Source organism: Intrasporangium zincisolvens (assembly GCF_034724055.1).
Lineage (GTDB): Bacteria > Actinomycetota > Actinomycetes > Actinomycetales > Dermatophilaceae > Monashia > Monashia zincisolvens.
Genome location: NZ_JAWIIL010000005.1, coordinates 217,014 through 239,690, shown reverse-complemented (window position 1 = coordinate 239,690; position 22,677 = coordinate 217,014). Strand labels below are relative to the sequence as shown.

Sequence of the window (22,677 nt, the reverse complement as noted above, 5' to 3'; positions counted from 1 at the left end):
AGGTCGGTCCGGCGGTTCAGTCCTCGAGCCGGAACCCGAGCTTGACCGTGACCTGCCAGTGCGCGACGCCGCCGTCGCCGAGCTGGCCGCGGATGTCGGTCACCTCGAACCAGTCGAGGTTGCGCACCGTCGTACTGGCCTTGGCGACGGCGTTGCCGACGGCGGCCTCGATGCCCTCGGGGGACGACCCGACGACCTCGGAGATCGAGTACACGTGGTTGGCCATGGCTTCTCGATTCGCTCAGGGCACCCCGGGCTCTCCGAGCCGCCTCGAACCAACGTAGACCTGACGACGCGGTCGGGGCCCGGCAACCGCTCGCCCGCTCAGACGGCTCGGACGACGGCGACGTCGTGCCCCTCGAGCCGCAGGCCGCCGCTGACCTTCTCCGGGTGCCGACCCCACGAGGCGAGCACCTCGTCGAGGTCGTCGGTGAGCGGCACGACCTGGGGCTGCTCGGCCAGGTTCGCCACGATGCGCAGGCCGCCGCGCGAGAGGACGAACCACGCGGCGTCCTCGTCGAACCGCGCGCTCGTGGCGCGCAGGTCGCCCGAGGCGATGTCGGGCTCGGTGCGGCGCACCTCGACGAGCCGCCGGTAGAAGGCGAGGGTCTCGACGTGCCCGGGCGCGTCGACCTCCGACCACCTCAGCACGCTCGCCTCGCGGGTGGCGGGGTCCTGCGGGTCGGGCACGTCGGCCTCGTCCCAGCCGTGCGCGGCGAACTCGCCGCGGCGACCGGTGCGCACGGCGTCGGCGAGCCACTCCTCCTCGAAGGAGGTGAAGAACGCGAACGGCGTGCCGGCGCGCCACTCCTCCCCCATGAAGAGCATGACCGTGAAGGGTGAGAGCAGGTAGAGGGCTGCGCCGATGGCCTGCTGTCCCGGCGTCACCGTGGCGCCGATGCGGTCGCCGACCGCGCGGTTGCCCACCTGGTCGTGGGTCTGCAGATAGGCCACGAAGCGGTGGCCCGAGGTGGTGGCGGGGTCGACGGGGCGTCCCCACCGGGCACCCCGGAAGGTCGACACGCGCCCGTCGTGCAGGAAAGCCTGCGTCAGCACCTTGGCGAGGACGGAGAGCCGCCCACCGTCCGGCCACGCCTCGGTGCCACCAGCGAAGTCGGCGTAGTACCCCTGCGTCTCGCCGGTCAGCGTGACGTGGAGGGCATGGTGCACGTCGTCGTCCCACTGGGCCGTCATGCCTCGCCCACCGTCGGAGGTGGGCGTGACCATGACGGGGTCGTTGAGGTCACTCTCGGCCACGAGGTCGAGACTGCGACCGAGCTGCCCTGCGAGAGAAGCGGTCTCGTCGGACAGCTGCGCCAGCACGTGGCGGTCCGAGGAGTCGCGCAGCTCGTGCACGGCGTCGAGGCGCAGCGCGTCGACGTGGAAGTCGCGGAACCAGCGCAGCGCGTTGTCGAGCACCCAGCGCCGCACCTCGGGCGACCCCTCGCCGTCGAGGTTGACGGCCGGGCCCCACGGCGTGGTGTGGGCGGCGGTGAAGTAGGGGCCGAACTCGGCGAGGTAGTTGCCCGTCGGACCGAGGTGGTTGTAGACGACGTCGAGGCAGACCCCGAGCCCACGGGCGTGGCAGGCGTCGACGAACCGCTGGAAGGCGGCGGGGCCGCCGTAGGCGTCCTGGACGGCGTAGGGCTGGACGCCGTCGTAGCCCCAGCCGTGGGTGCCGCCGAAGGCGGCCACGGGCATGACCTCGACGACGTCGACGCCGAGCTCGACGAGGTGCTCGAGGTGCTCGGTGGCCGCGTCGAACGTCCCCTCCGGCGTGAAGGTGCCGATGTGCAGCTCGTACACGACGCCGCCGGCCACGCCCTGCCCGCCGCGGGGGCCGCGCCAGCCGGCGTCACCCCACGCGTGCGCTGACGCGTCGAAGGTGCGGCTCGGCCCGTGGACGCCGTGCGGCTGCCAGGCGCTGCGCGGGTCCGGTCGCGGGTCTCCCCCGTCGGGGCTGACGGCGTAGTCGAGCGAGGGCGCGTCGGAGAGCGGTCCGGTCGGCGACCAGGACCACCACCCGCCGACCTCGTGTGTCATCGGCACGCGTGCGACGGCCGCCGAGCCGTCGTCGGTGGAGGGTGCGACGACGAGCTCGACGCTCGAGGCGTCGGGCGCCCAGACGCGGATCTCCGGGTGCGTCACGTCACGCCTCCCGCACGAGCAGGGCGACGGGCAGGCCCCCAGCGGGAAGCACGTGCGCCACGGGGACTCGGCCGCCGTCGGTCGATCGCCGGGACAGCGTGTCCCGCCAGCGCCCCTGGGGGAGGTCGACGGTCTCCTCGCCCCAACCACCCCCGTCACCGAGCCGTCCGGCCAGCCGGGTTACGAGCGTCACCACCTGCGGGCCGGCGGCGGTGCCCCGGGCGAAGCCGACGACGTGCTCGGTCGACGCAGTGAGCGGCAGGTAGGTCGCCGCCGGGCCGACGAAGGCCTCGGCCCGGTCGCGTCGCACGCGCAGGGCGGCGGACGTGACGAGGAGCTTCTCGTCGGACAGGTCGCCCGGCGCCCCTCCCCCGTCGAGGCGCGCCAGGCGCTCGGCTCGCTCGGTGTAGTCGACGAGGCGCCGGTTGTCGGGGTCGACGAGCGAGAGGTCGACGAGGTCGGTGCCCTGGTAGACGTCGGGCACACCGGGCATCGTCAGCTGGACGAGCTTCTGCCCCAGCGTGTTCGCCTGCGTCTCCGCGGCCGTGGCGGCGAGCCAGCCCCCGACGTGGGGGCGCACGGCGTCCGAGGCGACGACACCCGACACGAACCGCTCGACAGCCGCCTCGTACGCCTCGTTCGGAGCGGTCCACCGGGTGTTCAGCTTCGACTCGCGGATCGCCTTGAGCGCGTAGGCGTTCAGGCGTTCATCGGCGATCGGCCACGCCCCGACGAGGGTCTGCCACAGGAAGTACTCGGTCAGCGCGTCGAGCTCGTCGGCGCGGACGTCGTCGGCCAGGCTCCGGGCCGTACGCACCCACGTCGCCCACGCGTCCGGACGCTCGGCGAGCACCGCCAGCCGGGCCCGGACGTCCTCGGCACGCTTGGTGTCGTGGGTCGACAGGGTCGTCATCGCTGCGGGCCAGTGTTCGGCGAGTCCCGCTGCGAACCGGTGGAACTCGGCGGCGGCGATCCCGAACCGCTCGGGGTCTCCCCCGACCTCGTTGAGCCCGACGAGCCGCACGAACCGGTAGTACGCGGTGTCCTCGATCGCCTTGGCCATGACCGGACCGCACGTCTGCTGGAAACGGACGAGGAACTCGTCGGCGGCCTCCGCGTCGGCCCGCTCACCCTGCCCGAGCGCGAGGTCGAGGAGCCCCTCGACGGTCGCCGCGTCGAGGTCGGGACCGTCGAGCGACTCGCGACCGCGCGCCAACGCCGCCTCGAGCTCGACGGCGTCCCGCCCCTCGGGCTCGGTGCCGGGACGGCGGTAGACGCGGTAGCGGTCCATCCCGACGAGCATCGTCTCGAGGACGCGTCGGGCCTCGGCGGCGTCGAGGTCGGGTCGGGCGCGACCGACCAGGCGCATCAGCCGCGAGACCTCCGCGACGAGCATGACCTCGACGACCCAGCGCTTGGACTCCGTGACGATCGCGTCGAGGTCCTGGGCCTCGCCGAGCAGCTCGGCCGACAGGGCGGTGAGCGGTTCCTCGCCGGCAGGGTCGACGAAGAGGCCGCCGACCCGCAGCAGTGCGTCGTAGCCGGTGGTGCCCGCGGTGCGCCACGACTCCGGCAGCTGCTCGTCGCCCTCGAGGATCTTCTCGACGACGACCCACGCGTCGTCGGTGGCGTCGGCGAGCCGGTCGAGGTAGCCCTCGGGGTCGGCCAGGCCGTCCGGGTGGTCGATGCGCAGGCCGTCGACGGCACCCGAACGCAGGGCCGCGAGGAGCCGCTCGTGCGTCGCGTCGAAGACGTCGGGGTCCTCGACCCGCACGGCGATGAGCGAGGTGACGTCGAAGAAGCGCCGGTAGTTCAGCTCGGCGTCGCCGACCTGCCAGAAGGCGAGCCGGTAGTGCTGGGCGTCGAGGAGCTCGGCGATCGGGGCCGATGCCTCGGTGCCCGGCGCGAGCGGGAAGACGTGGTCGTAGTAGCGCACGACCGGCTCACCCTCGTGCTCACCGACGGCGAGCTCGCCCGCGGCGACGACGTCCTCGAGCGGGGACCCGAGCACCGGCAGGAGGATCCGCCCTCCCTGGGCGTCCCAGTCGACGTCGAACCAGCCGGCGTACCCGGACGAGCGCCCCTCCCGGAGCACTGACCACAGCGGCCGGTTGAGCGAGAGCGGGGTCGGTGTCGTCATGTGGTTGGGCACGACGTCGACGACGACACCGATGCCAGCCGAATGCGCTGCGGCACAGAGACGCTCGAACGCCTCGTCGCCGCCGAGCCCGTCCGCCACGCGGGCGTGGTCGACGACGTCGTAGCCGTGCATCGAGCCCGACGTCGCCTGCAGCACGGGCGACAGGTAGAGGTGGCTGACCCCGAGCGTCGCGAGGTGCCCGACCTGCGCCGCCGCGTCGTCGAGGGTGAAGCCCGGCTCGAGCTGGAACCGGTGCGTCGAGACCGGGACCGCGCGTGAGCGCTCGGCGGCGCTCACGCGGTGGCCCCCTCCGTCACGCCCGCGACGGGCGGCGACGCCGGCACCCGCGGGCACCGGAGCACGACGATGCTGTGGGCCTCGACCTGCACCTGCCACGTCGGGTCGAGCGGCGACTCCTCGACCGTCTGGCGCGCCGTGTCGATGACCGGGAGCCACTCGGCGCCGTACTCGGCGTCGGGCAGCGTGAACGAGAGCCCCTCGTAGTGGGCGTTGAAGAGCACGAGGAACGAGTCGTCGAGGATCTGCTGCCCACGTGGGTCGGGCTCGGGGATGGCCGAGCCGTTGAGGAAGACCATGAGCGACTTGGCCAGGCCGTTGCTCCATGCCTGGTCGTCCATGTGCTCGGCGTTCGGCATGAGCCAGGCGATGTCGCCGAGGTCGCTCTCGCCGCCGTGGTCGGCGCTGCCGGCGAAGAACCGGCGCCGGCGGAACACCGGGTGGTCCCGCCGCAGCTTGACGAGCGACTGGGTGAAGGCGAGCAGCTGCTGGTCGTCCTCGTCGAGGGACCAGTGGATCCACGAGATGTCGTTGTCCTGGCAGTACCCGTTGTTGTTGCCCCCCTGGCTGCGGCCGAGCTCGTCGCCGTGCAGGAGCATCGGGACGCCCTGGCTCAGCATGAGCGTGGCGAGGAAGTTGCGCTGCTGGCGCAGCCGCAGGTCGCGGACCGCAGGGTCGTCGGACGGGCCCTCGACGCCGCAGTTCCACGAGCGGTTGTGGCTCTCGCCGTCGTTGTTGCCCTCGCCGTTGGCCTCGTTGTGCTTGTCGTTGTACGACACGAGGTCGCGCAGCGTGAAGCCGTCGTGGGCCGTGACGAAGTTGATCGACGCGATCGGCTTGCGGCCCGAGTGCTCGTAGAGGTCACTGGATCCCGTGAAACGAGAGGCGAACTCGCCGAGCGCGCCACCCTCGCCGCGCCAGAAGTCGCGGACGGTGTCGCGGTACTGGCCGTTCCATTCCGTCCACAGCGGCGGGAACCCGCCCACCTGGTAGCCACCCTCGCCGACGTCCCACGGCTCGGCGATGAGCTTGACCTGGCTGACGACCGGGTCCTGCTGGATGAGGTCGAAGAACGCCGACAGCTTGTCGACCTCGTGGAACTGGCGGGCCAGCGTCGCGGCGAGGTCGAAGCGGAAGCCGTCGACGTGCATCTCGGTGACCCAGTAGCGCAGCGAGTCCATGATGAGCTGCAGCACGTGGGGGCTGCGCATGAGCAGGCTGTTGCCGGTGCCGGTCGTGTCGTAGTAGTGCGACAGGTCGTCGCTGACGAGCCGGTAGTAGCTGTTGTTGTCCAGGCCCCGGAAGGCGAGCGTCGGGCCCATGTGGTTGCCCTCGGCGGTGTGGTTGTAGACGACGTCGAGGATGACCTCGATGTCGGCCTCGTGCAGCGCCTTGACCATCGCCTTGAACTCGAGCACCTGCTGCCCGCGCTGGCCGCCGGCCGCGTACGCGTTGTGCGGGGCGAGGAACCCGATGGTGTTGTAGCCCCAGTAGTTCGACAGGCCGCGGTCGACGAGCGGGGCGTCCTGGACGAACTGGTGCACCGGCATCAGCTCGACGGCCGTGACGCCGAGCTCGGTGAGGTGCTTGATCGTGGCCGGGTGGGCGATGGCCGCGTACGTGCCGCGGATCTCCTCGGGCACGTCGGGGTGCAGCATCGTCAGGCCCTTGACGTGCGCCTCGTAGATGACGGTCTCGTGGTACTCGTGCCGCGGCGGGCGGTCGTCGCCCCAGTCGAAGAACGGGTTGACGACGACGGAGTGCATCGTGTGGGCGACGCTGTCGTCCGTGTTGACCTTCGTCGTCGTCGCGGCGTCGGGGTCACCGAAGGTGTAGGAGTAGAGCGACTGGTCGTTCTCGGCCTGGCCCTCGATCGCCTTGGCGTACGGGTCGAGCAGCAGCTTGCTCGGGTTGCAGCGGTGGCCGTGCTCGGGCTCGTACGGGCCATGGACCCGGAAGCCGTAGCGCTGGCCGGGCTGCAGGTAGGGCACGTAGCCGTGCCACACGAACCCGTCGACCTCCGGCAGGTCGAGGCGGGTCTCGGTGAGGTCGTCGGCGATGAGGCACAGCTCGACGCGCTCGGCGACCTCGGAGAACACCGCGAAGTTGACGCCCGCCCCGTCGTAGGTGCCCCCGAGGGGGTAGGGCTTGCCGGGCCAGATCTCCATGGGTCTTCTTCCGTCGTCGTGGACGCGGCCGTCGGCCACGCCGCCACCGCTGTGGCTCGGGCGGACGACGCCGGCCACCCCGGGCCCATCGTGGTGCCCGGCGGGGTGCCGCGCAACCACCGCTCCCCTGACGGTCGGGGCCGACGCGCCGGGGCAGCGACGGCTACTGCGCGCGTCCCTGCTTCCAGTACCCCATGAAGGCCACCTGGTGACGCGGCAGGCCTCCTTCGCCGACGAGGAGGCGCCGGCAGGCCTTGACGGTGCCGGAGTCGCCGGCCACCCACGCGTACGTGTCGCCCGGTCCGAGGCGCGACGCGTCGTCGAGCGAGCCCGCCACGTCGTCGCCCGACGAGCTGTACGCCGCGGTCTCCCACACGTCCTCGTCGGGGTCGGCGGTGCGGCCCGGCGTCGGTCGTGAGCCGGCGAGCGGGCCATCGGCGTCGAGCTGCAGGCAGGCTCGAAGCGTCGCGACGGTCCGGGTGCCGCGAGGCCGGTCGCCGCGGGCGACCCAGTGCGCCTCGATCCCGGGCGGGAAGCGGACGTCGAGGAAGTCCCCGGGGCCCGGCACCTCGACGACCGCGACACCGACCGCGTCGGGCGGCAGGTCCTCGGCGATCGAGGCCAGGGCGGGCAGCGCCGTCTCGTCGGCGACGAGCGCGAGCCGGCGCGCGTCGGCGGGCGCGAACTCGATGCCGCCGAAGCCCTGCTCGTGCCCCCGTCTGGGTGCGACCAGGCCGATCTCGTCGCCGACCGACGCCTCCGCGGCCCACGTGCCGGCCGGGCCGGGGGCGCCTCCGCCGTGGGCCTCGGCTCCGTGGAGCACGAAGTCGACGACGAGACGGCGCTGCTCCCCCTCACCCTCGATGGCCCGGGCCGTGTAGGTGCGCACGAATCCGCGCTCCGCCTCGGGCAGGGCGAGCCACGCGGCGTACCACCCGGTGGGGTCGAGCCGCGGCACCTGGCGCCCGCGCACCGGGATGAGCAGCTTGATGCGCTGGTCGAGCGTCGGTCCCTCGGGCCCGATGACCTCGAAGCCCTCCCCGCCGAAGCGGATCCGCACGAAGGAGGGGCTGAGACGCTCGACGTGGCGGACCACGGCGGTGAGCAGCAGGGCGGGGCTGACGGCGGTCGCGGTCACGGGGTGGCTCCGGTCCGGTGGCGGGTGGAGGTGGGCACGACGAGCGGCGAGCCCGTCACGGGGTCGGCGATGACGCGGCTGCCGAGGCCGAAGACCCGGGAGACGAACTCCTCGTCGACGACGTCGGCGGGCGGCCCGCTGCCGACGAGGCGGCCGTCGCGCAGGGCGACGACGTGGTCGGCGTAGCGCGCCGCGAGGTTGAGGTCGTGCAGGACCATGACGACGGTGGTTCCCCGCTCGCGGTTGAGGTCGCGGAGCAGGTCGAGCACGTCGACCTGGTGGGCGACGTCGAGGTACGTGGTCGGCTCGTCGAGCAGGATGATGCCGGTCTCCTGCGCGAGCGTCAGGGCGATCCACACGCGCTGGCGCTGACCGCCCGAGAGCTCCTCGACGTGGCGCTCGGCGAGCCCGAGGGTGCCCGTGGCCTCCAGGGCCCGGGCGACGGCCTCGTCGTCGGTCGCCGACCACCGGCGCGCCAGAGTGCGGTGCGGGTGCCGGCCACGACCGACGAGGTCGACGACGGTGATGCCCTCGGGCACCGGCGGGCTCTGAGGCAGCAGGGCGACGCGTCGGGCGAACTCCTTGGGGCGCAGCGACCACACGTCGTCGTCCGACGCGTCGGCGACGAGGTGCACGCTGCCCGCGGCGGGCCGGAGCAGCCGGGACAGGCCGCGCAGCACGGTCGACTTGCCGCAGCCGTTGGGGCCGACGACGGCGGTGACCCGACCGGCGGGCACGTCGAGGTCGAGCCCGTCGACGACGCGGCGTCCGTCGTAGGAGAGCGTGAGCCCGCGGGCGCGGATGGCGGGGGCCCGCACGGCGGCTCCTTCGGCCGGTGCGGTGCTCAGGGTCGTGGTGGTCATGTCACGCCTTTCCGGCTCGGCCCGCGGCGATGACGACCGCGAGCATGAGAGGGGCGCCCAGGGCGCCGGTGACGACGCCGACGGGCAGGTTGACGTCGGGGATCAGGTAGTCGCCGGCGAAGTCGGAGAGCACGACGACGACGGCGCCGACGAGGGCCGCGGCCCACAGCGAGGGTCGCCCGCCACACAGGCGTCGGGCGATCGGGCCGGCGAGGAACGCGACGAACGTGATGGGGCCGGTCGCGCTCGTCGCCACGGCGGCAAGGGCGACGGCCACGACGAGCCCGAGCCGCGCCCGGCCGGCGGGAGCGCCGAGCGTCGTCGAGAGGTCGTCGCCGAGCTCGGCGACCCGCATCCACCGCGCGCAGACCGCGAGCATCGGGCCGAGCACGAGCAGGGAGAGCGCGAGCAGCCCGATGACGGGCCACGTCGCTCGCGCGAGCGACCCGGTGAGCAAGACGAGCGCCGCCTGCGCGTCCTGGATCGACGTGCGGGTCATGACGAGCTGGATGACGCTGCCGAGCAGGGCGGCGACGCCGATGCCGACGAGCACCATGCGTTGGCCGGCGAGCGTCGTGCCGTGCCCGACGGCGAGCATGAGCAGGCTGACGGCGAGCGCGCCGGCCAGGGCCGCCACCGGCAACCAGAGGCCCTGCGCGTCGAGGAAGGTCAGGGCGATGACAGCGGCCGCGGACGCGCCGAGGCTGATGCCGATGATGTCGGGGCTCGCGAGCGGGTTGCGCAGCGTGGTCTGGAACGTCGCGCCCGCGGCGCCGAACGCCGACCCGGCGAGCGCACCGACGAGGGCACGCGGCAGCTTCGCCTCCCTGACGATGAAGGAGGCACCCGGCGCGTGCGGCAGGGTCTCACCGCGCAGGATCGGCACGAGGTCGGCCAGGGCCACGACGTAGTCGCCGAGGAGGACCCGCACGAGGACGGCGGCGAGGGCGGCCAGTGCGAGGGCGGCGACGACGAGGCGCACCCTGACCAGGGGGCGGCGGCGCGCGCGACGGACCCGGGCGAGGTCCACGCTCGCGGGGCGGGTGGCGACGGCGGTCACGGGCTGGCCATCCGTCCGCGGCGCACCAGCAGGACGAAGAAGGGCACCCCGACGAGGGCCGTCATGATGCCGGCCTGGACCTCGCTCGGTCTCGCCACGAACCGCCCGACGGTGTCGGCGAGCAGCAGCAGGGTGGGGCCGCCGACGAGGCACACCGGGATGATCCGGCGGTGGTGCGGCCCGACGACGAAGCGCGCGGCGTGCGGCACGAGGAGCCCGAGGAAGCCCACCGGGCCGGCGAGCGCCGTGGCCGCGCCGCACAGGACGGCGACGCCGACGGCGACGGTCGCCCGCGCCAGCACGACGTTCTCACCGAGGCCCCGGGCGAGGTCGTCGCCGAGGGCCAGCGCGTCGAGCCGGCGCACCGCCAGCAGGACGACGCCCAGGCCGACGGCGAAGAAGGGCAGCACCGTGGCGACGAGGTCGAGGCCGCGCCCACCGATGGTGCCGACCTGCCAGAAGCGGAAGGAGTCGAACGACTGCTTGCTCGAGACGAGCAGCCCCGAGGACCAGCTCGCCAGGCCGGCGCTGACGGCGGCCCCCGCGAGGGTCAGGCGCAGCGGTGTCACCCCACCGCCGGCGAGCCCGGCGAGGGCGTGGACGAGCACCGCGGCCAGGCCGGCGCCGGCCATGGCCCACCACACGTAGCCGGTGAGCGAGCCGACGCCGAAGACGGCGATCGCGACGACGACGGCCAGGGCAGCGCCGGCGTTGACGCCGAGCAGCCCCGGGTCGGCCAGCGGGTTGCGCGTGAGGCCCTGCATCGCGGCACCCGCGACGGCGAGGGCGGCCCCCACGAGGCAGCCGACGGCCGTGCGCGCCACCCGGGCCTCGATGATGCCGCGGTCGCCGACGGCGTCGCCGTGTCCGGTGACCACCTGCGCGACGTCGCCGATCCCGATCGCCTTGGAGCCCAGCGCGATCGAGGCGAGCACGGCAACGGTGAAGAGGACGAGGAGCAGGAGGAGCACGGTGGCGAGGGCGGGGGTGCGCGGGCGCGCGCCCCCGCGGGGCACGACGCGGGCCATCAGGACGCGTCGGCCTTCTCGGCCTTCTCGGCCTTGTCAGCGGCGGCCGCGACGAGCGGCACGAACAGCCGGGTCATGAACGGGATCGACAGGGGCGTCGGCGAGCTCATCGTCAGGCCGACCTTCTGGTCCTTGGTCGCGACGAGCGCGCCCGCCTTGATGGCCGGCACCTGTCCGACGAGCGGGTCCTTCGTCATCGCCGGCACCTCGGAGTCCTCGGTGACGTAGGTGAGGAAGACGTCGGCCTCGAGCGATGCGGCCTGCTCGGAGCTGACCGTGAGGTAGAACTCCGTGGAGCCCTTGGCACGATCCTGGACGAACGGGGAGTTCCTCATGCCGAGCTCGGTGAGCATCTGGGGGCGCAGGTCGCTCGGGGTGTAGAAGCCGATCTGCGACAGGTCGGTCGGCGCGATGTAGCCGTAGATGAAGGTCTTGCCGGCGAGCTGGGGGTACGTCGCCCTGGCGGCGTCGAGGGTGGCGACGGTCCTCTTCTCGACCTCGGCGGCCTGCTTCGGGCGGCCGAGGGCCTTGCCGATGGTCTCGAGCGAGTCCCGCCACGAGGTGCCGTACGCCACCGTCGGGTAGGCGACGACGGGCGCGAGCTTGCTCAGCGTGTCGTACTCGTCCTTCGTGATGCCGGAGTTGGTGGCGAGGATGAGGTCGGGCTGGAGCCTCGCGATCTCCTCGACCGGGTTGCCGTCGGCGTCGTCGAAGCGGGTCGGCTGGGCGCCACCGATGGCGGCGAGCTGCTCGTCGAACCAGTCGGTCGAGAGGTTGGCGTTGCCTCCCCAGGTGACCTTGGGGGCACCCACGGGCGCGACGCCGAGCGCGGCGACGTGGTCGGCGTCCGACCAGCCGAGCGTCACGACGCGCTTCGGCTCCTTCGTGATCGTCGCGCTGCCGAACGCGTCCGTCAGGGTGACCGGGTAGGCGCCCGGCTCGGCACCGTCACCCGACGCGGGTGCGGCGGCGGGCGTCGATGACCGGAACTCGGTCGGGCCGGTGGTGCACCCGGCGAGGACGAGGGCCGCAGCGACGGCGGCGGGCAGGAGGGCGGAACGGAGGCGGAGCACGGCGACGCTGTCCTTCGGTCGAAAGATTAGGTGAGCCTCACCTTACTTAGGTGACCCTAAGCGTCAAGCGGCGCCCCCAGAATCCGGACGCGCGGGCCGCACCGGACGTTCGACCATTGGCCTGCCAGCGCCACTCCACCACAAGGGTTCTCGCCCTGACCGCGCCCTAACGGGGCAGCAGCTCACCGTCGCGCAGGAACACGGCAGACCGTCCCTCATCGGCCAGGACCGCTGCCAGGACGAGCGCTGCAGCCGCCTCGGCGACCTGCTGCGCACCCCTCCGCTCGCCACCCGGCCACGTCGGCGTGCGGCCCGGGCACACCGCGTCGACGAGGACCCCCGAGCCGGCCATGTCCGCCGCGAGGGTTGCCGTCAGGGCCTCGAGGGCCGCCTCGCTCGCGTCGCGCCTCGCGGCGGCGGGCCGGCGGCGCGTCAGGCCGAACGGCAGGTGACCGTACGGCCCCGCCCCGCTCGAGACGTTGACGACCCGCGGGCGCGGGCTCTCGCACAGGAGGGGGAGCAGCACCTGCGTCAGGCGCCAGGGACCGAAGTGCCTGGCCTCCATGACCGCCCGCGCCGCATCGAGGTCGGCCGCCGACGCCAGCTCGGTCCAGTACGCGAACGCGGCCGAGCTGTTGACCAGGACGTCGAGCCGGCCCGCGGCCGCCAGCACCGCCTGCGGCACGGCCGCGACGGCCACGTCATCGCTCGCGTCGAGGCCTGTCTCGAGGGCCCGGACATCGCCGGCGTCCGTGAGATCGGCGGCCACGGCCCGCGCCACGTCCGCGCTGTGGGCAGCGACGAGGACGGTCCAGCCGCGCCCCGCGAGGTCGCTCGCGACCTGGCGGCCGATGCCGCCGGTGGCACCGGTGACGAGGGCGACGGTGGCGGCGGGTCGGGACACGGTGTGCTCTCCTCAGTGGTCCGGAGTCGGCCCGACCACGTTGTCACCGCACGGACCACTGAGGAAGAGATCTGTCCACCCTTGTCGCCGAACGGCGTCCGCGGGAGATGCTGCTAGAGCGCGCCCCCGAGGGTCACGCCGCCGTCGATGGTCAGCGTCTGGCCGGTGATCCACGAGGCGTCGGAGGACAGGAGGAAGCTGACGGCCCCCGCGACGTCCTCGGGCACGCCGAGCCGCTTCATCGGGTAGGCGCGGATGACCTTCTCCTCGCGGCCCTCGTACAGCGCCTCGGCGAACTTCGTCTTGACGACCGCCGGCGCGACCGCGTTGACCCGCACGTCGGGGCCGAGCTCGTAGCCGAGCTCGGTGGTCAGGTGGATCAGCGCCGCCTTGGAGACGCCGTACCAGCCGATGACGCCCGACGCGCCCTGCCCGGCGACCGACGCGAGGTTGACGACGGCGCCGGGGTGGGCGTCGTCGCCGAGCCCCGCGGCCACGGCCTTCTTGATCCACGAGAACGCGGCGACGACGTTGACGTCGAGCACCTTGCGCGCGACATCGAGCCCGCTGTCGAGCATCGGTCCGTAGGCCGGGTTGATGCCGGTGTTGTTGACGAGCAGGTGCAGACCGCCGAACGTCTCGCGCGCCGCGGCGACCACCTCGTCCTGGTGCGCCTCGTCGGCGGCGTTGCCGGCGATGCCGAGCGCGTGCTCGGCGCCGCCCAGCTGCTCGACGGCCTCGGCAAGGGCCTCCGGCTTGCGCGCCGTGATGACCACCTTCGCACCGTCGGCGACGAGCCGCTCGGCGATGCCGAGGCCGATGCCACGGCTGGCACCCGTGACGATCGCGACGGCGCCCTCGTGGCGTCCGCCGCTGCCCCCGGCCCCCATCAGAAGCCGAGGTCCCGGCCGATGAGCTCCTTCATGATCTCGTTGGAGCCCGCCCAGATCTTCGTGACGCGCGCGTCGCGCCAGGCGCGGGCCACGCGGTACTCATTCATGAAGCCGTAGCCGCCGTGCAGCTGGACGCAGTGGTCGAGCACCTCGTTCTGCACCTGCGAGCTCCACCACTTGGCCTTGGCGGCGTCGACGGCGGAGAGCTTGCCCTCGGCGTGCGCGGCCACGCAGTCGTCGACGTACGCCTCGGCGACCTCGATCTTCGTGACGAGCTCGGCCATCAGGAACTTGTTGTGCTGGAAGGCGCCGATCGGCTGGCCGAAGGCCTTGCGGTCCTTGGCGTACTGGATCGTCTCCTCGAGGATCGCCTTGGCGTGCGCGACGTTCGAGACGGCGGCGCCGACCCGCTCCTGCGGGAGGCGCTGCATCATCGCGATGAACCCCATGCCCTCCTCACCGAGCCGGTTCTCGTCGGGCACGCGGACGTTGTCGAAGAAGAGCTCGGCCGTGTCGGACTCGTCCATGCCGACCTTGTCGAGCTTGCGGCCGTTGACGAAGCCCTCCATGCCGCGCTCGACCATGAGCAGCGTGATGCCCTTGGCACCCTTGGACGGGTCGGTGCGGGCCGCGACGATGACGAGGTCGGCCTGGTATCCGTTGGTGATGAAGGTCTTGGAGCCGTTGAGGACCCACGCGTCACCGTCACGCACCGCGGTGGTCTTGAGGGCCGCGAGGTCCGAGCCGCCGGAGGGCTCGGTCATGGCGATCGCGCAGATGAGCTCGCCGCTGGCCATGCCGGGCAGCCAGCGCTGCTTCTGCTCCTCGGTGCCGAGGTCGACGATGTACGGCGGGCACACGTCGGAGTGGATGCCGAAGCACGAGCTCGTCGCGGCGTTGAAGCGCGACATCTCCTCGGCCACGACGGCGTTGAAGCGGTAGTCGTCGACGCCCGCGCCACCGAACTCCTCGGGGATGTCGAGGCCGAAGAAGCCCTGCTTGCCGGCCTCGACCCAGATGTCGCGCGGGATGGACTTGCCCTCGATCATCTCCTCGGCGCGCGGGGCGAGCGTGCGGGCGACGAACTCGCGCGCCGACGCGCGCATCGCCTCGTGGTCCTCGTCGTAGATGTTGCGGGGCATCCGTCCTCCATCGGGCGTGCGGGCTGAGCGGGCGACGCGCCGTACCGGCAGGTAACTAAGCGCTTGCTTAGTCTCCCGCCGCTGCGGCATGCTGTCAACGTGCCGCAGCCCACCCGGAGCCCGACCTCGAGCCCGACCTCGAGCCCGACCTCACCCGTGACCACCCCGGGTGCCGATGCGTCGACCGTCGACCGGCTCATGCACGCCGCCGCACACGCCTTCGCCGACAAGGGCTTCCACGCCACGACGACCCGCGACATCGCCTCGGGCGCGGGCCTGTCGCCCGCCGGCGTCTACGTGCACTTCGGCTCCAAGGAGGAGCTCCTCTTCAACCTGAGCCGCAGCGGCCACGAGAGCGCGCTGCGGCTGCTGCGCGGCGCCATCGCCGACGGCCCGACGCCGACCGACCAGCTGGCCAACGTCATGGCGCGGTTCAGCGAGTGGCACGTCGAGCAGTACCAGGTGGCCCGCGTCGTCCAGTACGAGCACCACCACCTGACTCCCGAGCACCACGCAGAGGTCCTCGCGCTGCGCAAGGAGATGGACGGGCTCGTGCGCGGCGTGCTCGAGCGTGGTGTCGCCGACGGCGCGTTCACCGTCGACGACAGCGCCGACACCGCCCTCGCACTGCTGTCCATCGTCGTCGACGTCGCCCGCTGGTACTCCCCGACGATCCGCCGCTCCCCCGAGCAGATCGGCGCCACCAACGCCCTGCTCGCGCTGCGGCTCGTCGGCGCCTCGCACTGACGTCGCTCAGGTGACCGGCCACCCAGGGCACCCCGGGCACAGCGTCCTGCTCGTGCCCGTCCCAGCGCTCGAGCCGTTCGTCGTCGACCGACATCGGCACTACGACGAGTCCTACGTCTCCACGGACCCCACGTTCGTCCACGCGCACGTCACGGCGCTCGGCCCGTTCCTGCCGCCAGAGCAGGTCACGGATGCGGCGGTCCAGACCATCGACGAGATCACCTGCGCCACAGCCGAGTTCGACTTCACCCTCGAGCGCATCGCGACGTTTCCCAACGGGATCGTGCACCTGCTCCCGGAGCCGGGCGACCCGTTCCGCGCGCTGACCACCGCGCTGTCGCAGGCGTTCCCGCAGTGCCCGCCCTACGCGGGCGCGTTCCCCGACCCCGTCCCCCATCTCACCCTCGACGCACTCTCCGACGCCGTCAGCGAGTCCTCGACGCGTCGCGCCGTGGCCCCGTGGGTCCCGGCCGCCTGCCGGGCCGAGCGCCTCGACCTGGCGTGGTACGAACCACACCGCTGTCGCGTCCTTCGCTCGTGGCGCCTCGGCGGCACGACCGGCGCGCCTGCCTAGGGTGGGGCCATGACCGCCTTCGCCTGGCAGCGCACCCGGTCCCAGCACGTCGCGGCCCCGGCCGCCGCGGTGTGGGACGTCGTGTCCGACCTGCGGCGCTGGCCCGAGTGGGCCACGTCCATCGGCAAGGTCGAGGCCCCGGAGCAGCTCTCGCCTGGCTCGACCGCGCGCTACCTCCCGGCGGCCCGGTGGGCCGCCGAGCTGCACGGGCGCACGGCACCGCCGCTGCGCGTCGTCGACGTGGAGACCGGTCGCCGGCTCGTCGTCGAGCAGCCCAACCCGGTCGGCGCGATGCGCGTCGAGTGGACCGTCGAGGCAGCGGGCGAGGCGGCCTGCACGGTGACCCAGCGGGTCACGTGCACCGGGCCGCTGTCGCCGCTCGTCGTGCGCGGCGTGGCCGGCCCCCTCGCGCGGCAGTGGCCGGAGTCGGTGACGCGCCTTGCCGTGCTGGCCGGGGTGCACCCGTCGCCCGACGCGCTGCGGGTCGTCGTCGCCGGAGGCTCGGGCACGCTGGGGCGGGCGCTCTCGGCCGACCTCGCCTGCCGCGGCCACGAGGTCGTCGTGCTGACCCGCTCCCCGCAGGCCGACCTGCCGCACCGCCAGCTCACGTGGGACGGCGAGACCGTCGGACCGTGGGCGGAGGTGCTGCGCGAGGAGCCCGCCCGCACCGCGGTGGTCAACCTCGCCGGTCGCCTCGTCGACGTCCGTCCGACGGCCGCGAACGTCCGTGACCTGCGGGAGTCGCGGGTGCGGCCCACCCTCGCCCTCGTCGAGGCGAGCCGCTCGCTGCCGTCACCGCTCGCCGCCTGGGTGCAGGGGTCGACGACCGCGATCTGGTCCGATGCCGGCGAGACGCTCGTCACCGAGTCGACGCCGCTGCCGACCGGCACCGACGCGCTGCCCCAGATGACCGGGGTGGCCCGCCCGTGGGAGGACGCCACCGACGGGGCGAACGCCTCGCGGCTCGTGCTGCTGCGCACCTCGATCGTCCTGCAGGACGGCTCCCCGGCCTTCGACCGGCTTGCCGGGCTGACGAAGCTGGGCCTCGGCGGGCGCGTCGGGTCGGGACGCCAGTGGTTCAGCTGGGTCCACGTCGACGACTGGTTCGCGATCGTGCGTCGCGCCCTCGGTGTCGACAACGGTCCCTCGCCCGACGGCGTCGTCATCGCGGCGGCTCCCGAGCCGGTGCGCAACGCCGACCTCATGGCTTCGCTGCGCCACCACCTGCGCCGGCCGGCCTCGCCCCCGACGCCCGAGCTGCTCGTGCGCGTGGGGTCGGTACCGCTGCGGACCGACCCCGCCCTCGGCCTCACCGGGCGGCACTGCACGAGTGCGTCGCTCGAGGCGTCGGGGTTCGCCTTCGCCCACCCGGCCATCGACGGTGCCCTCGCGGACCTGCTGTCCTGACCGCGAGCGTCCCGTCGGTCAGTCGCCGAGGCAGGGGGCGGGCACCGGGGCGACCGGTGCTGCAGCCGTGACGGGGGCGGTCTCGAGCCGGTCGTCGATCGGGTCGGTGCCGAGGTCGACCGTGAGCCGGGGCAGGAAGAACTGGACGAGCGGGCCGATCGACACGGCGTAGAGCACGGTGCCGAGGCCGACCGAGCCGCCGAGCAGCCACCCGACCAGCAGGACGACGACCTCGATCGTCGTGCGCACGAGGCGGATCGACAGGCCGGTGCGGCGGGCCAGGCCGGTCATCAGGCCGTCGCGCGGGCCGGGGCCGAGCTGGCTGCCGATGTAGAGGCCACCCGCGATGCCGTTGAGCACGAGGCCCGACAGCAGCAGCGCGGCTCTCGCCCACCACGCGTCGGGCTGGGCGATGAGGGCCAGGCCCGCGTCGGCGGCCAGGCCGATGACGACGACGTTGGCGACGGTGCCGAGCCCGGGCCACTGGCGCAGCGGCACCCAGAGCAGCAGCACGAGGGCGCCGACGACGATGGTCACCTGACCGAACGTCAGCGGCAGGTGGCTCGCGACGCCCATGTGGAAGACGTCCCACGGGTCGAGCCCGAGCGCGCCGCGCACCATCATCGCCATCGAGACGCCGTAGAGGGTCAGCCCGACGAGCAGCTGGACGATGCGCCGCGGCAGGTGCGGCGCCCGGAGCTGGGCGACCGGTCCGAGGTTGCGCAGGGGGACATGACGTCTCATGGCCACCATGGTGGCCGAGATTGGACTGCCCGTTAAGGGCCAGTCGTGCGACAGTGGACCCATGCGCTCCGTCTCCGCCCGGACCCTGTCCGCCCTCCTCGGGCCCGAGCCGCTCCCCCGCCCGGCCTACCGCGGGCTCGCCGACGCCGTGCGCCGGCTGGTGTCCGACGGTCGCCTCCTCGTCGGCACCCGGCTCCCGAGCGAGCGCACCCTGACCGCCGAGCTCGGGCTGAGCCGCACGACCGTCGTGGCTGCCCTCGACGCCCTGCGCGACGAGGGCTTCGTCGTGACGCGTCGCGGCTCGGGCAGCGTCGTCGCCCTGCCGACCGGCGCCTCGGGGCTCGCCCTCTCCGGCGCCGGGCTCATCCCCACCGACGTGCCGCCCGACGTCATCGACCTCACCTACGCCGCCCTCCCCGCGGCCGCCGGCATCACCGCCGCCTACGAACGGGCGCTCGCCGAGCTGCCGCGCCACCTCGCGACGGCCGGCTACCACCCGCACGGCCTGCCGGAGACGCGCTCGGCGATCGCCGAGTGGTTCACCGGTCGTGGGCTGCCCACCTCGCCCGACCAGGTCGTCGTCACGTCCGGCGCGCACGCCGGGCTGTCGACGGTGCTGCGCGCCGAGCTCGACGTCGGCGACCGGGTGCTCGTCGAGACACCCACCTACCCCAACGCCGTCGTCGCCGTGCGGCGCTCCGGGCTGCGGCCCGTGCCCGCGCTGCTGACGCGTGACGGCTGGGACCTCGACGCCATGGAGATCGGCCTGCGGCAGAGCGGGGCCCGGATGGCCTACCTCATCCCGGACCACCAGAACCCCACCGGCCTGCTCATGGACGCCGACACCCGCGCCGCCGTCGGCGAGGTGCTCGCCCGGGGGCGGGCCGTGCCCGTCGTCGACGAGACGTTCGTCGAGCTCGGCCTCGAGGAGCCGGCCGGCGACCGCATCGCTCCCTTCGCGGCGTCGGCCCCCGGCACGTTCACGCTCGGCAGCGCCGGCAAGACGTGGTGGGGCGGCATCCGGGTCGGCTGGGTGCGCTCGCCGCGCGAGGCCGTCGGGTCGGTCGTCGAGTCGCGGCACAGCCTCGACCTCGGCAGCGCCGTGCTCGAGCAGCTCGTCGTCGCCGACCTTCTGCACCAAGGCGACTCGGTGCTGGACGAGCGACGCCGCGAGGCGCGCTCCCGGCGCGACGCCATGGTCGCGGCATTGCGCCGGCACGTGCCCGACTGGCGCTTCGACGTGCCCGTCGGGGGGCTCAACCTCTGGTGCGAGCTGCCGGTCGCCCGGGGCGAGCAGCTCGCGCGCGTCGGCGAGCAGGCCGGCGTCCGCCTCGCGCGCGGCAGCCAGTTCGCTGCGGCCGGGGGTCTCGGACGCTGGGTGCGGATCCCGTTCTGCGTGCCGGCCGACGAGGCCGACGAGGTGGGCCGCCGCCTCGCGGCGGCCTGGGACCTCGCGCTCGCCGGCCGGCCCGCCCGCGACGACGCGCCGCCGCTCATCGCCTGACCCGCCGGTCCCGCCGCCCTCTCCTGACACACTGGGAGCGTGAGCCAGACTGACGCGACAGTGCGAACGCGCCGCTGGGAGGACGGCACCGTCGTCGAGGAGGATTTCCCCCTCGAGGAGGTGTCCGACCACCTCGACCGCGAGGGGTCGCTGCTCTGGGTCGACCTGTGCGAGCCCGATCGCGCGCACCTCCAGCGCCTCGCCGACGAGCTCGGGCTGGACCCGCACGCCGTCGAGGACGCCGTGACCGCCGGCGAACGGCCCAAGGCCACCCGCCACGCCAAGCACACGTTCCTCACCGTGTACGCCACCCGGCTCGACGCGCCCGACCACGACCCCACCTCCCGCGACTCACGCCTGCGCCTCACCCGCATCTCGGCGTTCGTGCTGCCCCGAGGCATCATCACCGTCCGCTCGAACAGCTCCTTCGACATGGACCCGGTGCTCGAACGGTGGAACGAGGACCCCGACCTGCTGCGCTTCGGCGTCGGGGCGCTCGTGCACGGCCTGCTCGACACCGTCGTCGACGGGCACTTCGAGACGATCCAGCAGCTGGACGACGCGATCGAGGGCCTCGAGGACGACCTCTTCGACGACCGCGGGCGCTCCCGGGTCGTGCAGGTGCGCACCTACCGGCTGCGCAAGGAGCTCGTCGAGCTGCGTCGGGTCGTGCTGCCGATGCGCGAGGTCGTCAACGCCGTGCTGCGCCACCGCAGGGACCTCGACGAGCGCCGGCCCGAGCTCGACGGGTTCTACGAGGACCTCTACGACCACGTCCTGCGCGCCGCCGAGTGGACCGAGTCGCTGCGCGACATGGTGACGACGGTCTTCGAGACCAACCTGTCGCTGCAGGACGCCCGGCTCAACACCGTCATGAAGAAGCTGACCGCGTGGGCGGCGATCATCGCCGTACCGACGGCCGTCACCGGCTGGTACGGGCAGAACGTGCCCTACCCCGGGTTCGCTTCGCACACAGGCGTGCTCGTCAGCGGCGGGATCATCCTCGGCGTCGCCTCGCTGCTCTACGTCGTCTTCCGCCGCAAGGGCTGGATCTAGCGCGACGGCCACCGCCCGGGGAGTCCGGAGCGGTGGCCGTCGGTGCTGGGCGAGGGTCAGTCGCGCGTCAGCTTGCGGTAGGTGACGCGGTGCGGGCGCGCGGCCTCCGGGCCGAGGCGCTCGACCTTGTTCTCCTCGTACGAGGCGAAGTTGCCCTCGAACCAGTACCACTTCGCCGGGTCGTCCTCGGTGCCCTCGTAGGCGAGGATGTGCGTCGCGATGCGGTCGAGGAACCACCGGTCGTGCGTGATGACGACGGCGCAGCCGGGGAAGTCGAGCAGCGCGTTCTCGAGGGAGCCGAGGGTCTCGACGTCGAGGTCGTTGGTGGGCTCGTCGAGCAGGAGGAGGTTGCCGCCCTGCTTGAGGGTGAGCGCGAGGTTCAGACGGTTTCGCTCGCCACCGGACAGGACGCCCGAGAGCTTCTGCTGGTCAGGCCCCTTGAAGCCGAACTGCGAGACGTAGGCGCGCGAGGGGATCTCGACGTTGCCGACCTTCATGTAGTCGAGGCCGTCGGAGACGATCTCCCAGAGGTTCTTCTTGGGGTCCAGGCCCTCACGGCCCTGGTCGACGTAGGAGATCTTGACCGTCTCGCCGATCTTCACCTCGCCGGAGTCGGGCTGCTCGAAGCCGACGATCGTCTTGAACAGCGTCGACTTGCCGACGCCGTTGGGGCCGATGACGCCGACGATGCCGTTGCGGGGCAGCGAGAACGAGAGGTTGTCGATGAGGACGCGGTCGCCGAAGCCCTTCTTGAGGTTGGCGACCTCGATGACCGTCGAGCCGAGGCGCGGGCCCGGCGGGATCTGCAGCTCCTCGAAGTCGAGCTTGCGCGTGCGCTCGGCCTCGGCCGCCATCTCCTCGTAACGAGCCAGTCGTGCCTTGCTCTTGACCTGACGGCCCTTGGCGTTGCTGCGAACCCACTCGAGCTCGGTCTTGAGGCGCTTGGCGAGCTTGGCGTCCTTCTTGCCCTGGATCGTGAGGCGCTCGGCCTTCTTCTCCAGGTACGTCGAGTAGTTGCCCTCGTACGGGTAGAGGCGGCCGCGGTCGACCTCGGCGATCCACTGCGCGACGTTGTCGAGGAAGTAGCGGTCGTGGGTGACGGCGATGACGGCGCCGGGGTAGGACTCGAGGTGCTGCTCGAGCCACAGCACCGACTCGGCGTCGAGGTGGTTGGTCGGCTCGTCGAGCAGCAGCAGGTCGGGCTTCTGCAGCAGCAGCTTGCACAGCGCCACGCGGCGCCGCTCGCCACCGGAGAGGTTGGTGACGGGCGAGTCGGCGGGCGGGCAGCGCAGCGCGTCCATCGCCTGCTCGAGCTGGGAGTCGAGGTCCCACGCGTCGGCGTGGTCGATGTCCTCCTGCAGCTTGCCCATCTCGGTGAGCAGCGCGTCGTAGTCGGCGTCGGGGTCGGCCATCTCGGCCGAGATCTCGTTGTAGCGGTCGAGCTTGGCCTTGATCTCGCCCGCACCCTCCTCGACGTTGCCCAGGACGGTCTTGTCCTCGTTGAGCGGCGGCTCCTGGAGCAGGATGCCGACCGTCGCGCCGGGGGCCAGGCGGGCCTCGCCGTTGCTGGGCTGGTCGAGTCCGGCCATGATCTTCAGGATCGTCGACTTGCCGGCGCCGTTGGGACCGACCATGCCGATCTTCGCACCCGGGTAGAACGACATGGAGACGTCATCGAGGATGACCTTCTCGTTGTGCGCCTTGCGCGCACGGGTCATGGTGTAGATGTACTCGGCCATGCGCAGAAGGCTATCTGCCGCACCGCGCACGGCCGAATCGACGTCGCCGTCG

General features: G+C 72.9%; 19 protein-coding genes. 5 read left to right on the top strand and 14 right to left on the bottom strand.

The window, feature by feature from the left end; all coding sequences use genetic code 11:
* Window positions 1-16: 16 nt before the first annotated feature.
* The 12 genes from RY076_RS15430 to RY076_RS15375 form a co-directional block, all read right to left on the bottom strand.
* On the bottom strand, window positions 17-226 hold the full coding sequence (locus RY076_RS15430; protein WP_323099608.1) for a dodecin: 210 nt from the start codon (window positions 224-226) through the stop codon (window positions 17-19).
* A gap of 98 nt (window positions 227-324) precedes the next feature.
* A complete protein-coding gene (gene treZ, locus RY076_RS15425; RefSeq protein ID WP_323099605.1) occupies window positions 325-2,148 on the bottom strand; it encodes a malto-oligosyltrehalose trehalohydrolase in 1,824 nt (607 codons plus the stop codon).
* A 1-nt stretch (window position 2,149) separates the two neighbouring features.
* The gene (treY, locus tag RY076_RS15420; protein ID WP_323099602.1) at window positions 2,150-4,585 is read right to left on the bottom strand and encodes a malto-oligosyltrehalose synthase; all 2,436 of its coding nucleotides are present in this window, start codon (window positions 4,583-4,585) and stop codon (window positions 2,150-2,152) included.
* Window positions 4,582-6,753: a glycogen debranching protein GlgX gene (gene glgX / locus RY076_RS15415; RefSeq protein WP_323099594.1), complete on the bottom strand. Its 2,172-nt coding sequence runs from the start codon at window positions 6,751-6,753 to the stop codon at window positions 4,582-4,584. The genes treY and glgX overlap by 4 nt, the downstream gene beginning before the upstream one ends.
* Before the next feature lie 163 nt (window positions 6,754-6,916).
* A complete protein-coding gene (locus tag RY076_RS15410; RefSeq protein WP_323099592.1) occupies window positions 6,917-7,891 on the bottom strand; it encodes a siderophore-interacting protein in 975 nt (324 codons plus the stop codon).
* Window positions 7,888-8,754, bottom strand: a complete 867-nt coding sequence (locus RY076_RS15405; RefSeq protein ID WP_323099590.1) for an ABC transporter ATP-binding protein — start codon at window positions 8,752-8,754, stop codon at window positions 7,888-7,890. Before RY076_RS15405 ends, RY076_RS15410 begins: the two co-directional genes overlap by 4 nt.
* Window position 8,755: 1 nt before the next feature.
* Window positions 8,756-9,814 carry a FecCD family ABC transporter permease gene (locus RY076_RS15400; protein WP_323099589.1) on the bottom strand — a complete coding sequence of 353 codons (1,059 nt, stop codon included), beginning with the start codon at window positions 9,812-9,814 and terminating at the stop codon, window positions 8,756-8,758.
* Entirely contained in the window at window positions 9,811-10,842 is a 1,032-nt protein-coding gene (locus RY076_RS15395) for a FecCD family ABC transporter permease (protein ID WP_323099587.1), read from the bottom strand. The genes RY076_RS15400 and RY076_RS15395 overlap by 4 nt, the downstream gene beginning before the upstream one ends.
* Entirely contained in the window at window positions 10,842-11,915 is a 1,074-nt protein-coding gene (locus RY076_RS15390; RefSeq protein WP_323099585.1) for an iron-siderophore ABC transporter substrate-binding protein, read from the bottom strand. The genes RY076_RS15395 and RY076_RS15390 overlap by 1 nt, the downstream gene beginning before the upstream one ends.
* 166 nt (window positions 11,916-12,081) lie before the next feature.
* The gene (locus tag RY076_RS15385; protein ID WP_323099583.1) at window positions 12,082-12,819 is read right to left on the bottom strand and encodes an SDR family NAD(P)-dependent oxidoreductase; all 738 of its coding nucleotides are present in this window, start codon (window positions 12,817-12,819) and stop codon (window positions 12,082-12,084) included.
* 113 nt (window positions 12,820-12,932) lie between these two features.
* Window positions 12,933-13,709, bottom strand: a complete 777-nt coding sequence (locus tag RY076_RS15380; RefSeq protein ID WP_323099581.1) for an SDR family oxidoreductase — start codon at window positions 13,707-13,709, stop codon at window positions 12,933-12,935.
* A complete protein-coding gene (locus RY076_RS15375; protein ID WP_323099579.1) occupies window positions 13,709-14,854 on the bottom strand; it encodes an acyl-CoA dehydrogenase family protein in 1,146 nt (381 codons plus the stop codon). Before RY076_RS15375 ends, RY076_RS15380 begins: the two co-directional genes overlap by 1 nt.
* A 99-nt stretch (window positions 14,855-14,953) precedes the next feature.
* Here RY076_RS15375 and RY076_RS15370 point away from each other — a divergent pair, with 99 nt between their 5' ends.
* Genes RY076_RS15370 through RY076_RS15360 form a run of 3 tightly spaced genes read left to right on the top strand, consistent with a single transcriptional unit; the run spans window position 14,954 to window position 17,582 of the window.
* Window positions 14,954-15,601, top strand: a complete 648-nt coding sequence (locus RY076_RS15370) for a TetR/AcrR family transcriptional regulator (RefSeq protein WP_323099577.1) — start codon at window positions 14,954-14,956, stop codon at window positions 15,599-15,601.
* 52 nt (window positions 15,602-15,653) lie between these two features.
* Window positions 15,654-16,175 carry a 2'-5' RNA ligase family protein gene (locus RY076_RS15365; protein ID WP_323099575.1) on the top strand — a complete coding sequence of 174 codons (522 nt, stop codon included), beginning with the start codon at window positions 15,654-15,656 and terminating at the stop codon, window positions 16,173-16,175.
* A 9-nt stretch (window positions 16,176-16,184) separates the two neighbouring features.
* Window positions 16,185-17,582, top strand: coding sequence for an SRPBCC family protein (locus RY076_RS15360; protein WP_323099574.1), 1,398 nt, complete (start codon window positions 16,185-16,187; stop codon window positions 17,580-17,582).
* Window positions 17,583-17,600: 18 nt separating this feature from the next.
* Here the strand turns inward: RY076_RS15360 and yczE are convergent, their stop codons facing one another.
* Window positions 17,601-18,326, bottom strand: a complete 726-nt coding sequence (yczE, locus tag RY076_RS15355) for a membrane protein YczE (RefSeq protein ID WP_323099573.1) — start codon at window positions 18,324-18,326, stop codon at window positions 17,601-17,603.
* Window positions 18,327-18,387: 61 nt separating this feature from the next.
* Here yczE and yczR point away from each other — a divergent pair, with 61 nt between their 5' ends.
* A complete protein-coding gene (yczR, locus tag RY076_RS15350; protein WP_323099571.1) occupies window positions 18,388-19,830 on the top strand; it encodes a MocR-like transcription factor YczR in 1,443 nt (480 codons plus the stop codon).
* Window positions 19,831-19,869: 39 nt separating this feature from the next.
* Entirely contained in the window at window positions 19,870-20,886 is a 1,017-nt protein-coding gene (locus tag RY076_RS15345) for a magnesium transporter CorA family protein (protein WP_323099569.1), read from the top strand.
* A gap of 56 nt (window positions 20,887-20,942) precedes the next feature.
* On the opposite strand, the gene ettA is transcribed toward RY076_RS15345, so the two are convergent.
* Window positions 20,943-22,625: an energy-dependent translational throttle protein EttA gene (gene ettA / locus RY076_RS15340; protein WP_323099568.1), complete on the bottom strand. Its 1,683-nt coding sequence runs from the start codon at window positions 22,623-22,625 to the stop codon at window positions 20,943-20,945.
* Between the last annotated feature and the right edge of the window lie 52 nt (window positions 22,626-22,677).

Excerpts from the sequence above, each read along its gene's own strand:
- yczE (WP_323099573.1), bottom strand. The coding sequence starts at position 18,326 with ATGAGACGTCATGTCCCCCTGCGCAACCTCGGACCGGTCGCCCAGCTC.
- yczR (WP_323099571.1), top strand. The coding sequence starts at position 18,388 with ATGCGCTCCGTCTCCGCCCGGACCCTGTCCGCCCTCCTCGGGCCCGAG.
- ettA (WP_323099568.1), bottom strand. The coding sequence starts at position 22,625 with ATGGCCGAGTACATCTACACCATGACCCGTGCGCGCAAGGCGCACAAC.
- RY076_RS15405 (WP_323099590.1), bottom strand. The coding sequence starts at position 8,754 with ATGACCACCACGACCCTGAGCACCGCACCGGCCGAAGGAGCCGCCGTG.
- RY076_RS15360 (WP_323099574.1), top strand. The coding sequence starts at position 16,185 with ATGACCGCCTTCGCCTGGCAGCGCACCCGGTCCCAGCACGTCGCGGCC.
- RY076_RS15380 (WP_323099581.1), bottom strand. The coding sequence starts at position 13,709 with ATGGGGGCCGGGGGCAGCGGCGGACGCCACGAGGGCGCCGTCGCGATC.
- RY076_RS15375 (WP_323099579.1), bottom strand. The coding sequence starts at position 14,854 with ATGCCCCGCAACATCTACGACGAGGACCACGAGGCGATGCGCGCGTCG.
- RY076_RS15395 (WP_323099587.1), bottom strand. The coding sequence starts at position 10,842 with ATGGCCCGCGTCGTGCCCCGCGGGGGCGCGCGCCCGCGCACCCCCGCC.
- glgX (WP_323099594.1), bottom strand. The coding sequence starts at position 6,753 with ATGGAGATCTGGCCCGGCAAGCCCTACCCCCTCGGGGGCACCTACGAC.
- RY076_RS15430 (WP_323099608.1), bottom strand. The coding sequence starts at position 226 with ATGGCCAACCACGTGTACTCGATCTCCGAGGTCGTCGGGTCGTCCCCC.